We start from the raw sequence: 13,149 nt of genomic DNA, 5'->3' as shown, positions 1-13,149 counted from the left end.
TTTTTAAAATTTGCAACAGAATCGGTTAATTTGAAGCAGATTATATACATTTTCTTTAATACTTAATGATTTGAAGGCTGCTAAAGAAAGTTCAAACGATACTGATAAAAGATGTAGAACTCATTTTGAAAGACATCGCTTTTTAATAAGATTAGAACTTGAAACCATACCTTATATAGGAGGAAAACGAAATGATGAAAAAAATCCCTAATAAACTACTCGCTGTATCAGCGTTTTTAACTATAACAACTACTTATGCAGTCATACCACTAGAAACTTTTGCAATTGAAATTGAACAAACGAACACTGAAAATATGTCTCTTTCAGCAAATGAAGAACAGATGAAAAAAGCTTTGCAAGATGCTGGTTTATTTGCAAAAGCTATAAATGAATATTCTTATTTGCTAATTAATAATCCAGATGTGAGTTTTGAAGGAATAACTATTAATGGAAATGCAGATTTACCTAGTAAAATTGTACAAGATCAAAAGAATGCAAGAGCACATGCTGTTACATGGAATACACAAGTAAAAAAACAGCTTTTTGATACATTGACAGGCATTATAGAATACGATACAAAATTTGAAAATTATTATGAAACATTAGTAGAGGCGATCAATACTGGAAATGGAGATACTTTAAAAAAAGGGATTACAGATTTACAGGGAGGAATTCAACAAAATCAAAAGTCTGCAAAAGCATTAATAGAAGAATTAATTCAATTAAAAAATGCTATTGGAGAAGATGTTAGAACATTTGGAAGTCATAAAGAGACATTGCAATCGATTTTAAAAAACCAAGGTGCTGATGTGGAGGCTGACCAAAAGCGTCTAGAGGACCTTTTAGGACAAGTAAAATATCAGAAAGACATAGAATCTAAGGGGTTAGACATGGTGAAAATCCCCTTTATTCCAACCTTGATTGCTGGTGGCATAATGATAGGTGATGCAAGAGGTAAGTTAGGTTGGCTAGAACCTGAATTAGCAAAATTGCGTCAGACTGTAGATTATAAAATAACATTGAATCGTGTAGTTGGAGTTGCATTTCATAATATTAGTGATATGCATAGTATGCTTGATAGTGCTATCACTGCTCTTACTTATATGTCTACGCAATGGGAGGATTTAGATTCTCAATATTCGGGTGTACTGGGACATATTGATAAAGCTGATCAAAAAGCTGATCAAAATAAATATAAATTCTTAACCCCTAGCTTGAATGCAGCGAAAAACAGTTGGAAAACATTAAAAACAGATGTTGTCACTTTGCAAGAAGGGATAAAAATTGCAGAGAAAAAAGAACAGGATTTTTTGAATCAGCTTCGTCCATCAAACGTTTTCTACTTTTATAAAAAAATTCATAACGCATACACTTTTGAAATAAAGACTGGAACAAATGCGCCAAATGCGTCTTATAAAGTTATGAATTTAACTAAAAACACTGTTCATAATATGTGGAGTGGAGGGGCTAATACTAACATGTGGGCTGATTGGCTTTCATTCAATCCAAATGATGAATTTGCGGTAGTAGCAGTAGTGGATGGTAAAGAATATGTTGTGTATAAAGACAAAGTACAAAATATAATGAACTGAATCTGAAAGTAACGAAGTAATTGGAGCTGGAGAATAAACTAGACACCAAGTTAATTGAAAAATCTCCTTATATCCTAGAATATTTTGCTCAAGAAAAAGAATTTGTTCAGCGAAAAAGTAAATATTGAATCCAAGGAGTTAGTTGTATTATGTGTATGGTTTTACCGAAAGGTTTCAAGTACATTACTCATACAATTATGTAGTTATCCTGAAGCATCTACAGGTGTTCTTATCGACCTTGAAGAACTACTTAGCTTCCTAAGTGGAGTGATTTTATGCAAAATTAAGTGAACGTTTTTGTACATAGATTAGTTGACATTTATATAGTTTTTTTCCATTTTCATAGATAGTTTTGTTTTTTATGTTATTTTTCAAAAATGACTGCTGAAATTTCTATATTCATGACTCAGTATATAATCATTGTTTGATGAAATGACATACCATGTCCCTTAGAGTTTCAGACATATTACGATAACTTAAAGAAAAAAGATAATAGTAGTCAACGGTTACTATTATCTTTTTTGAACTATTTTTCATTAAAATATCTCATCTGCTGTGCCCCTTATTTATTTTTCTAGATTTTATCCTAGTTTAAAATTTATGCATTTGAACTGTTTATACAATTTGTAGGATTTTTAGCTTTTTTGTCGAATACACTTAATGCAAGGAGGGACATTACATGATTATTAAAGATTATTTCATCAACCTTTCTATTTTTTCTTTATTAGTTAGCGCAGCAATATTTATTCAAGTGTTTACAATTAATTCTAGTCGACATTTCGAAAAGCTCTATGGAGGGATTATTGCAGTTACGTTAATGTTCTTTTCTTTTCCATACATGGGATTTTCCTACGATCTTCGAGTTGTTCCTCTTATTCTATCTTTTATTTACTTTGGTCGTATTGCTGGTTGGATTACGTTAATTAGCATAATTGTAATGCGTATCTTTTACACTGGAGGGTACTGGGAACCTCCTGTGATTGCTTATTTAGGTATGGGGATTCTATTTTCTACCTTTAAAACTTATTTTAAAAAACTACATCCTTTTAAAAGTGCATCGTTATATTTTTCTGTTTTTATTGGAATAAAGTGGTTAGTTGGCGTATTATTTAATACTACATTACTTTACACAGGAGGCTTATTATATATAGCATTAGGACTTTTAATTGGGCTATTTCTTATGGAAGCCTACCAGAGATTGTATTATTTAACACAGGACTTATCTAAAATGAATCGAGAATTAAAAAAATCGAAGCAAGAACTTGCAGATACCGTACATGAGCTTCAAGGAGGAATTTTTAAATTTAAAAAAGTAGGTAAGCACTTTATACACACTTTATGTGATGGACAGTTTTATTATCAAAACGGATTTTATTCTGAACAGGTGGTAGGAAAAAGCTTACGTACTATTGATGCTTCTATTGTTCCTCCACATTTAGTTCCACAATTGATGAAGTACTATCTTCAGGCATGGGAAGGAAAAGAAATTATATTTGAATTACCTTGGCCAAATGATAAAACTATTATTCTTATTGCGCTTAGGCCGATTAAACGAAATGGACAAGTTATTGAAGTTGTTGGTTCTACAGTTGATATAACCGAAAGGAAAAAGGTAGAATCAGAATTAAGCGCTACCAAAGAATTATTGGAATCATTTATAAAGCACAATCTAGATGCTATTACCATTTCTGATCGAGAAGGGCATATTTTACAAGCGAATAAAGCTTATGAAAAGATATTTGGGTGGTCATCACAAGAAATCATAGGTAAGAGATTACCTTGTGTACCAGATTTTTTAATGGAAGAATCGCTTAAAAATATTCAGAAAATTCTAACGGGTGAATCTGTGGTTACTAGATTAGAAACTGTTAGACAAAGGAGCGATGGGAGTCTTCTTGATGTCAGTCTGACAGTTTCTCCTATACTAGATGTAAGAGGAAATGTGATAGCTTTATCAGCAATATGTAGAGACATCTCTGAAAGAAAACAAGCAGAAAGAGAACGACATCGATTACACCAGCAATTAAGAGATAGTGAAATGAAGTACCGTGCACTAATCGAACAAGCAACTGATGCGGTATATGTAGTAGAGCTGAATGAAGATAATGCTCCAAGTCGATTTATTGAGGTAAACCCTGTTGGGTGTAGAAGATTTGGATATAGTAGAGAAGAGTTGCTCTCATTATCATTTTCAAATATAGTACCACAAGATTCTCAAATGATCGTAAGGCTATTAGAAAAAATTAAAAAGGGACAAACTTCCTTCACTTTGCAAGATGAATATGTTTTTCCAACAGGAAAAGTAATAACAACTGAGTTTAGTGTTCGTGTTTTTAACTTAAATGGGAAAAAAGTTTTCCTAAGTATTTCTCGTGATATCACTGAACGGCTAAAAACAGAAGAATTATTACGAAAATCTGAAAAACTTGCTGTTGTAGGACAATTAGCGACTGTAATGGCTCATGAGATTAATAATCCATTAACTGCAATGAAAGGGTTCATGCAATTACTAAAATCAACGGAAAATGAAAATAATCAAGGTTATATAAATATAGTATCATCAGAGATTGAGCGTATAGAGAGTATTACAACTGAATTTATGGCGGTAGCCAAACCACAGGTGGTAAAAATAAAACCTAATGATATTAGTGTGCTAATGGATCAAGTTTTAATGCTACTACAACCTCAAGCAATGATGAATAATATAAAAATTAGAATCGATCTTAACCCTGGTATTCCATTGATTTCATGTGAAGGAAATCAATTAAAGCAAGTATTTGTTAATATATTGAAAAATGCAATTGAATCTATGCCGATGGGAGGAGAAATTCTCATTCAATTAAATATACTTGATAATAATCAATTAAGTATTCGTTTTATCGATCAAGGGTGTGGGATTCCAAAAGAACGTATACCATACCTCGGAGAACCTTTTTATAGTATTAAAGAAGAGGGGATTGGCTTAGGGTTAATGATCTGTTATAAAATCATTGAAACACATCAGGGAAAGGTATTTATTGAGAGTGAAGTGAATAAGGGAACTACAGTTGAAGTCACTCTCCCTATTTGTACACTTCAAAATTAATATGTTCTTTTATTGAAATTTTTTAAGAAACCATACAAAATGTAATGCTATTAAACAAAAACTGAATAGAACTTTCTATCGTTGTTTACAAGAGGAAATGACAAACGTAATAAGACATGGAGAAGCAGGAAACGATACAAGTCTTGTTACAATATCATACAAATCATGTAATACTTCCAAAACAAGATTGTTTGTATATGTCGAAGAGTTATATCCATATACGTCTCCCGATACACTTAATCAATTGATTATAGAAGCTGGTGAATAAAACGAAAATGCAAGTATCATAGGCATCATTTTCTATCTTCGTGTGTATGGTTAATCAACAAATCTCTTACTTAACTGCGAAGTCAGTTTAGAAATCATAACAGGGATTTTATTAAGCTTGGAGGGAATTAATCGACACTTTAACTTAGCTTCTGCAGCTGTCTACTGTTCAAAAAATAATTTCTGTATGTTATACCAAAAATAAAGAATGTACTTTTAGAATTTATAAAAAATATAATTAGGATTAAATTAAAACCTTCCAAAAAGCATGTTATAAAAACATCCTTTCTTTAGAACCAAAAGAAAGGATGTTTTTAATATCGTAACTATGTTTTAAAAAAAATCTTATTTTTACTTTTAATACATTTTTTAACTAATTTTGGTTAAGTTATTTTCAAAGAGGTTATTGCTAATTCGATGGATATATCTATATATCACTATGCCTGATTTTTAAAATAGAAATTTCTTAAAAACTATATGTAACTTCTTTCTGAAAGGAAGGTATTATCAATTGAAACCGTATGGAAAAATACCTGATAACTCTATAAAATCTTTACAGGATTTAATGCAATTACTAAAAAAATCTAAAGATTTTATAACGTTGGAAATTGCTTCTAATAATTCCTCTATAGTCATTTCATATTTTAGAACCTTAATCGATGTAAATATATTTCATGAAGAGGTTTTGACTTATATAAAAGAGAAGAGCTTCAATTCGTTACAAGATATTCACTCTGTCTTACCTTTTGAGAATTCAAAAATAACAAATCAAATTGAAGATATTCAGGATAGTATTTTAAATGGCTATATACTTATTCAGTACGATACAGATAAATTAAATTGTTTGTTAGTAAATGTGTCAAAGAAAGAAAAAAGGGATATTACAAAAGCTGAAATTGAATACAATATTGTGGGTCCGCAAATCGCATTTGTCGAAGATTTAGATGTGAATTTAAATTTAGTACGTAGAAAGCTTCCAACACCGTATTTACAAATGAAAGAATTGAAAGTAGGATCTCTCTCTAACACAACTGTTGCGATTGTATTTATTGAGGGAATTGTAAATGATCAAAATCTACAAGAAATTATAAAAAGGGTAAGTCAAATAAAAACAGACCATGTTTTAGATAGTACTTATTTGATGCAGTTAATTGCAGACAACCCGAATTCTATATTCCCTCAATTTTTGAATACAGAACGTCCGGACCGTGTGGCAGCTGTATTAGCAGAAGGGAAAATTGCACTTTTTGTAGATGGCTCGCCTTATGCCATCACTCTTCCAACAACATTAATTGATTTTTTTTCTACGACAGAAGATTACACCATGCCTTGGATTATAGCCTCTTTTTTTCGTCTATTAAGGCTTTTTGCTTTTATATTTTCTGTCTTAACGACTCCATTATATGTCTCGATCTTAACATATCATTACGAGCTTATCCCAAAAGAACTTCTTGAAACGTTAATCATATCGAGAAGTAAAGTACCTTTTCCTCCATTAATTGAAGCACTTTTTTTAGAAATAACAATTGAATTACTGAGAGAAGCGGGGGCACGTTTACCAACTAAAGTGGGTTTAACTGTCGGTATAGTAGGTGGTATTGTGATTGGACAAGCATCGGTAGAAGCAAGTCTTACAAGTAACGTACTTATTATCATTGTTGCACTTTCAGCTCTTAGTTCATTTACAGCACCAATATATCGTATTGGTAATACAATTCGAGTAATTCGTTTTCCTTTTATAATATCTGCACACCTATTGGGCTTATTAGGAATTGTTTTAACAAGCTCTTTGCTTTTAGCACGCTTATTACGTACAGAATCATTAAGACGTCCTTATTTGTTTCCTTTTTATCCTACACGCCCTACAGATTGGAAAGACAGTATTATACGTATGCCGATCTCAGCGATGTTTCGACGTCCTATTTTTTCAAGGTCTAAACAGCGTTTTCGCTTTAATCCAGAAGAGGTAGAGAAAAATAAAATACTATCAAGAAATGATTTCGATGATTGAATTTAACAGGGAGGAGCATTATGAAACAGATCCCAATTGAGTATCAAGTCTCTCCATATATGGTATTTTTTTTAATTATTACTATACAGATGGGAGTTGGTATGCTTGGTTTTGAAAGGATTAGTGCAAAATTAGTTGGAAATGATGCGTGGATTAGCACGCTACTTTTTGGAATATCTGTTAATGTTATGATTTGGATCATATATCAGATTTTAAATCAGGGTAATGGAGACATCATTGCAATCAATCAAAACGTACTTGGAAAATGGATTGGTGGATTGCTCAACTTCATTTTTTTATCCTATATTGTATTGTTAGGTGCAACAACACTACATACTTATATCGAAGTAGTACATGTTTGGATGTTTCCTTCAATTTCATCTTGGGTTATAGCGGGGGCTTTTTTGGGTCTATGTTATTACATTGTTACTGGAGGATTTCGTGTAGTTGCCGGAATCGGCTTCTTTGGAATCGTTATCCCAAGCATTCTAATCTTCACATTTTTTTATCCTTTGCAGTATGCAGATTTCCGGAATTTATTTCCAATTGCACAGCATTCATTCCTAGAAATTATGAAAGGAATGAAAGGAAATATGTTTAGTTTTTTTGGATTCGAAATGTTATTGTTGTACTATCCATTTATTAAAAAGGCAAGAACGTCTCAAAAATATGCGCACTATGCAAATTTAGTAACGACTATTGTCTACACATACCTTATGATTTTAACTCTTGCATTTTTTAGTGAAAAGCAACTTGCGAACGCGATATGGGCATATTTAAGCATGATTAAAATTATACAATTTCCCTTTATAGAGCGGTTTGAATACATTATTGTTTCTGTTTGGGCTTTTTTTATATTACCCAATGTTTCCTTTACATTATGGGGAGTAAGTCGTGGTATAAAAGAGGCACTGGGAATAAAGCAAAAATATGTTTTGCCAGTTATCATCCTATTCATCTTTATTTTGTCATTTTTCTTGAATAACCGTAATAAAATTAACTTATTAAATACTTGGACAGGTCAAATTGGCTTTGTATATATATATGTATACCTACCTGTACTATGGCTAATTCAAACGGCCAAAATAAAGTTAAGGAGATAAACATGAAGCGATGGATACTTTTCCTTATATTAAGTGTCTTCTTAATAGGTTGTGCTAAAACGAAAATTGTGGATGACATTGACTTAGTTCAGGTTGCGGCATATGATACCGAAGCAGAAGGTAAGCTAAAAGGAACCTTTGCGATTTCAGCTTATAAAGACCAACTATGAGAAGTCAAGGAGGATTTTTTATATAAATAGGGGGTGTTTCTCTAAAAAAGGGCGTATCAAATAAACCTAAGGATTTTCAAAAAAATGAGAAGTTCATGTTTCTGTTGTGTGTGGTGGAATTTCATAAGGTTTATTGCTTTTAAGAATGGCATAGATAATGTAACACAGCTTTCTAGCTACGGCTCCTATACAAACATAGTAGTGCTTTCCTTGTTTTCGTTTCTTTTCATAAAAGGCTTTTAATACAGGGTCATGTTTATGAGCTGTAATAGCCGCCTGGAATAAGGCTCTACGCAAATGAGAAGAGCCACGTTTGGATATAGACGTACCTGAGGATTCAAATTGCCCAGATTGGGACACAGAGGCATCGATGCCTGCGTATGCGACAAGTTTAGATGGTTTGTCAAAGCGGTGTATATCCCCAATTTCACTTAGTATAGTGGCACCTAAAATCGGTCCAACGCCAGGTATTGTCATGATAGGAGTATCTAAATCAATTAAAAGTTGTGACATTTCTTCTTCACACTCTTTGATTTGATCTTCGATAAAACGAATTTGCTCCATCAACATTTTTAGTTGAAAGGAAAAAGCGTTTTTACAGAAAGTAACACCAAACGAATTAGAGGCTAATTCCATTAGTTTGTTGGCTGTTTTCTTCCCAAGTCGGTTACGACTGGTTTGCTCAATTATTTGTGTTAAATCATCAATAGATATCTGTTCATAGTCACTAGGAGAGGAATATTCAAGTAAGATTTGTGAAGAAGTTTTACCAAAAACATCCGAAAAGATGCTTTGGTACTCTGGGAAAGTCTGATCTAATACGACAAGAGCTTTTCTTTTTAAATCACTCATATTACTTACAAGCGCATTACGAAAGCGGCTCATTTGTTTTAGAGCGAACATTTTCTCGTCCACAAGTGGAGTTTCAACAAAACGGCCGAATCGAATGATATCGGCAATCATAGTGGCATCAATGGCGTCTGTTTTCCGCTTTCTAATTTCTGTTCCTTTTCGCCAGGCATTGGTTTGAATTGGATTTAATACAACGACTGAGAAGCCATGATCCAGTAGAAAAGAATAAATGGCTAACCAATAATGTCCTGTTGCCTCCATTCCAATCATTATTTCTGTAGGAGACTCAATGTATCGGTACATCCAATTTAATAGTGCTTGTCCACCTTCTTTGTGATTCTGAAAGGGAAATGGCTTAGTAATAGGTTTTCCAGTTTGATCGATAATGGACGCATAATGTTTATGTTTAGCGATATCAATACCTAAATAGAACATAGCTTACACCCCTATTTTAATCAGTGTTAGATAGTGTTGTCCTCCTCTGAACTAATAAGCGCTACTACCTCGTAAGAGATACGAAGAATGACCAATGGTCATCAACATCCAACTCATTCGTAAACTACTTATTAGACAGAGGTACCATTCTTTCAACCGAATACAAAGATTCAAGGAGGTGGTCGGCAACACTCTATCTACAAATTTAAGTATCTCATAAAAATAGATACTCTTGGGTTTATAGGTACATCCCGTCCCTAAAAAACCTAACTTAATCATACGAGGAGGTGGGGAAGGTGAAACAAAAATCTATTCAGCATCAGGCCAGACTGGTAGAGAAGTTCTTGCAAGAGCATCCGAAAAATCTTCTGGACCTCTAGAGTTGGGTCAATTGCGTGTTATTATATTTAATGAAAAAATAATTGAAAAGGGAATGCAGGAAATTTTAGAGACTTTGAACCGAAATCCTAGTGTAGGAAATGCAATTTATTTAGCAATTACAAATGTAAAAGGGGAATCACTATTAAAGGGGAACTATTCTAAAGAAAAAGAAATTGCTTCTTATCTATCCTCTTTACTGGAGCAAAATATGAACAATGGGACGCAACCAAAAACAAACTTTTTTATGTTTTTAAATCAACTTGATGATGATGCGAGAGATTCCTATTTACCGATGATATCTAAAAAAGGGAATGTGTTGGAGTTAAATGGAATAGCACTTTTTAAAAGATGTAAAATGGTTGATAAAGTGAACCCTAAAGATTTATTTGTATTTAAATTGTTGACAGATAATTTTAAACAAGGTACATACCAATTCAAACTACCTGGTTCTTCAAACACTTATGCCACGATAGAGAATATAAAAGCTAGAACAAAATATAAGATGGAGGGGAATAGTAAGCATCCATTCGTAAATGCTCATATTCAAGTTAAAGCTGAAATTCAAGAATTTACAAAAACAAAAAATCTAGATAATCCTAAAGAAATAAAAAAATTAGAAAAAATTATGGGAAAAGAAATAGAAAAAAAAGCAACTACATTGATAAAGAGATTTATTAAAAAAGACACAGATCCTATAGGACTTAGAAAGCTTGGTAGAACTCACGTAAGAAAATGGAACAGTCAAGAATGGGAAGAATCCTATAAACATTTACGTTTTCGTGTAACTGCTGATGTAAAAGTAACCCAATCTGGTGTTACAGAATAAATCAAATAAGATATGGGAAATTTTAATAAAAAATATAGTCTCGCAGGAGATTAGGGAGAAGAGAAACTATTAACAAAGAATTTCATAAACATTAAGATGCTTTGTTAATATTTTTTATACCTGTAGCTTTATCACTTACAGTAATTATAATAAAAGAACACCGAAACAAATTCCCGATACCACATAATTATAAGAGGACAATAAAGCATCAAGATATAATGTATGCTTTGTCTGGAAAAAAGAATTAAGTACTTCAAGGTTAAACACTTTTAAAGTAGTAAATTCGTTGCTTGTAGCACTTCAACTAGACTGTGCCCCCGAAAGTTAGAAAGGTCGGTTTATTAAGTAGCCTCTAGGGAATGAGCCTAGTATAATACTGGATTCATTTCCTTTTATTTTTCCTTGATTCTTTCATGATTATAGTACTTTATATACTTTGCTAAGTCTTGTTTGAATTCTGTTATACTTTCAAATTCTTTCGATACAGAAATAGACATACAAAAACGCCATTCTTTTTTATAAATCTACAGAAAGAATGGCGTATTCTTCAAAAGTGAGTTCCTTTATTGAAAAGCTTTAGTTCTATATGACAGATAAAAGGGCAAGCAACGCTAAAATAGCGAGAAGTCCTTGTTTCATGATAATTGATTTATTGGATGTGAAACCTCCGAAAATAGCTACTACCACTACACAAATGATGAAAAATAATTGAATCATATAACCAATGGGATTGTTTCCAAGTATAAGTCCCCAAATGAGGCCAGCTGCTAAGAATTCATTATATAAACCGTTTACAAATTAATTGTCTAAGTATTTCTAAGTTTAAAGAGTGCAGTGTCTTCGTTTTTTATTGAATTAACTTTTACATGTTGGTTCAATATTTTCTATTCTCTTGGAACTTAGTTCTCGTTTACTTCTCACAAAAGCAATAAAATCTATTATCTCTTCTGTTGACAGTGCTTCTCCATCTATTAAAAGTGTTGAATCTGAATCGTTTAGGAGTCTTGTAATATCAATTACATCTTTGTTTTGATGTGAATGTTCAATTCGACCTAATATATAATCTACAGATGTATCAAATAAATCGGCTATTTTAGATAAAGATTGTAATGAAGGTAATCTATAACCATTTTCATAACCAGCATAGGTGCTTTTCGCAATCCCAAGTCGATCTGCTGTCTCTTGTAAGGACCATTTTTGATTTTTTCTTAATTTAGATAAACGTTCCAGCATTCGTCTCATACCCCATCTAATTTTATTAAATTAATTATAACATAGAAAAAGAATCAAGAATAGAAAAAAAGTACGCGTATTGAATACAAAATCTTGATTAATTCAAATTAAGTTCTATAATGATAAATATAAATACGCATTACGCGAACGATATATCGTTGTTTATTTTATGGAGGGGTTGTGTATGAAGAAAATTTTATTACTTGCAACTGGTGGGACAATTGCATCTGTGGAGGGGAATGAGGGGCTTGTTCCAGGATTGTCCGCTGAGGAATTATTGAATTATTTTTCGAAGTCTTCTCGAAACTTAGAAATAGATTGCAAAATCTTAATGAATATTGATAGTACCAATATGCAACCTGAGCACTGGAAAGAAATAGCTAATGCTGTTTTTAATCACTATGATGACTATGACGGGTTTGTGATTACACATGGAACGGATACGTTAGCTTATACATCTTCCGCGTTATCTTATATGCTTCAAGGTTTAAGAAAACCAGTTGTTTTAACAGGTTCACAAGTACCTATTAGTTTTAAAAAGACAGACGCAAAGAAAAATGTAGCTGATGCTCTTAGATTTGCCTGTGAGGATGTTGGCGGTGTGTTTATTGTTTTTGATAGTAGGGTGATTATTGGGACGAGAGCAGTTAAAATGCGAACAAAAAGTTATGATGCATTTGAAAGTGTGAATTATCCATATGTTGCTGAGGTAAATGAAGATGAAGTGAAATATCATTGGAAGCCAACGTCCTCCCATAATGAACTTTCAATAAATACTAATTTATGTACGGATGTTTTTCTTATGAAATTGTATCCAGGTACAAAACCAGAGATATTTGATTGTTTAAAAGATTTGTATAAAGGGATTATTATTGAAAGTTTTGGTAACGGTGGATTACCTTTTGAAGGAAGGAACTTGCTTTCGAAAATTCAAGAGTTGACTGAAATGGGGATTGCTGTAGTGATTACTACTCAATGCCTGGAAGAAGGAGAAGACATACTTCTCTATGAAGTAGGACGGAAAGTGGCACAACATCAAGTAATATTGTCTGGAGATATGAATACGGAAGCAATCATAGCAAAATTGATGTGGGCGCTTGGGAAAACTAATAAATTAGAAGAGATTAAAAAAATTATTGAAGAGCCTTTAGCCTACGATTTAACAATAAAATCTGATAAGGATTGGTAATGACT

The 13,149-nt window shown here is 32.5% G+C and carries 8 protein-coding genes and 5 pseudogenes; 9 read left to right on the top strand and 4 right to left on the bottom strand.

The window, feature by feature from the left end; genetic code table 11:
* Positions 1-191 precede the first annotated feature (191 nt).
* The 6 genes and pseudogenes from hblB to MHB52_RS15830 all read left to right on the top strand — a co-directional run.
* Positions 192-1,592: a hemolysin BL regulatory component HblB gene (gene hblB, locus MHB52_RS15860; RefSeq protein ID WP_061662906.1), complete on the top strand. Its 1,401-nt coding sequence runs from the start codon at positions 192-194 to the stop codon at positions 1,590-1,592.
* 679 nt (positions 1,593-2,271) lie between these two features.
* Positions 2,272-4,677 carry a PAS domain S-box protein gene (locus MHB52_RS15850; protein ID WP_000584278.1) on the top strand — a complete coding sequence of 802 codons (2,406 nt, stop codon included), beginning with the start codon at positions 2,272-2,274 and terminating at the stop codon, positions 4,675-4,677.
* A 97-nt stretch (positions 4,678-4,774) separates the two neighbouring features.
* Positions 4,775-4,945: a hypothetical protein gene (locus MHB52_RS36810; protein WP_002000131.1), complete on the top strand. Its 171-nt coding sequence runs from the start codon at positions 4,775-4,777 to the stop codon at positions 4,943-4,945.
* A gap of 564 nt (positions 4,946-5,509) precedes the next feature.
* Positions 5,510-6,955, top strand: a complete 1,446-nt coding sequence (locus MHB52_RS15840; RefSeq protein ID WP_372474159.1) for a spore germination protein — start codon at positions 5,510-5,512, stop codon at positions 6,953-6,955.
* A gap of 20 nt (positions 6,956-6,975) precedes the next feature.
* Positions 6,976-8,058, top strand: coding sequence for a GerAB/ArcD/ProY family transporter (locus MHB52_RS15835; protein ID WP_000809707.1), 1,083 nt, complete (start codon positions 6,976-6,978; stop codon positions 8,056-8,058).
* Positions 8,059-8,060: 2 nt separating this feature from the next.
* Positions 8,061-8,216: pseudogene (locus MHB52_RS15830) on the top strand (Ger(x)C family spore germination protein); the annotation flags it as partial.
* A gap of 105 nt (positions 8,217-8,321) precedes the next feature.
* Here MHB52_RS15830 and MHB52_RS15825 read toward each other — a convergent pair.
* The gene (locus tag MHB52_RS15825; protein WP_061663050.1) at positions 8,322-9,515 is read right to left on the bottom strand and encodes an IS110-like element ISBth13 family transposase; all 1,194 of its coding nucleotides are present in this window, start codon (positions 9,513-9,515) and stop codon (positions 8,322-8,324) included.
* Between the two features lie 280 nt (positions 9,516-9,795).
* Here MHB52_RS15825 and MHB52_RS15820 point away from each other — a divergent pair.
* Together MHB52_RS15820 and MHB52_RS15815 are read left to right on the top strand one after the other, a co-directional pair.
* Positions 9,796-10,722, top strand: a pseudogene (locus MHB52_RS15820) (Ger(x)C family spore germination protein); the annotation flags it as partial.
* A gap of 137 nt (positions 10,723-10,859) precedes the next feature.
* Positions 10,860-11,050 (top strand): annotated as a pseudogene (locus tag MHB52_RS15815) (hypothetical protein); the annotation flags it as partial.
* A gap of 64 nt (positions 11,051-11,114) precedes the next feature.
* Here MHB52_RS15815 and MHB52_RS15810 read toward each other — a convergent pair.
* From MHB52_RS15810 to ansR, 3 genes and pseudogenes are all read right to left on the bottom strand, one after another.
* Positions 11,115-11,201, bottom strand: a pseudogene (locus MHB52_RS15810) (IS3 family transposase); the annotation flags it as partial.
* Positions 11,202-11,304: 103 nt separating this feature from the next.
* Positions 11,305-11,511, bottom strand: a pseudogene (locus MHB52_RS15805) (DUF1304 domain-containing protein); the annotation flags it as partial.
* 66 nt (positions 11,512-11,577) lie between these two features.
* On the bottom strand, positions 11,578-11,955 hold the full coding sequence (gene ansR / locus MHB52_RS15800; RefSeq protein ID WP_000893572.1) for an HTH-type transcriptional regulator AnsR: 378 nt from the start codon (positions 11,953-11,955) through the stop codon (positions 11,578-11,580).
* A 184-nt stretch (positions 11,956-12,139) separates the two neighbouring features.
* Between ansR and ansA the strand changes: the two genes are divergently transcribed.
* Positions 12,140-13,144 carry an asparaginase gene (gene ansA, locus MHB52_RS15795; RefSeq protein WP_000722299.1) on the top strand — a complete coding sequence of 335 codons (1,005 nt, stop codon included), beginning with the start codon at positions 12,140-12,142 and terminating at the stop codon, positions 13,142-13,144.
* The last annotated feature ends 5 nt before the right edge of the window (positions 13,145-13,149 follow it).

Source organism: Bacillus sp. FSL K6-0073 (assembly GCF_038006085.1).
Lineage (GTDB): Bacteria > Bacillota > Bacilli > Bacillales > Bacillaceae_G > Bacillus_A > Bacillus_A cereus.
Note: the sequence above shows the minus strand (reverse complement) of the source record. Positions and strands in the feature narration are given on the sequence as shown.

Coding starts and splice junctions, on each gene's coding strand:
- ansR (WP_000893572.1), bottom strand. CDS start 11,955: ATGCTGGAACGTTTATCTAAATTAAGAAAAAATCAAAAATGGTCCTTA.
- MHB52_RS15835 (WP_000809707.1), top strand. CDS start 6,976: ATGAAACAGATCCCAATTGAGTATCAAGTCTCTCCATATATGGTATTT.
- ansA (WP_000722299.1), top strand. CDS start 12,140: ATGAAGAAAATTTTATTACTTGCAACTGGTGGGACAATTGCATCTGTG.
- hblB (WP_061662906.1), top strand. CDS start 192: ATGATGAAAAAAATCCCTAATAAACTACTCGCTGTATCAGCGTTTTTA.
- MHB52_RS15840 (WP_372474159.1), top strand. CDS start 5,510: ATGCAATTACTAAAAAAATCTAAAGATTTTATAACGTTGGAAATTGCT.
- MHB52_RS36810 (WP_002000131.1), top strand. CDS start 4,775: ATGACAAACGTAATAAGACATGGAGAAGCAGGAAACGATACAAGTCTT.
- MHB52_RS15850 (WP_000584278.1), top strand. CDS start 2,272: ATGATTATTAAAGATTATTTCATCAACCTTTCTATTTTTTCTTTATTA.
- MHB52_RS15825 (WP_061663050.1), bottom strand. CDS start 9,515: ATGTTCTATTTAGGTATTGATATCGCTAAACATAAACATTATGCGTCC.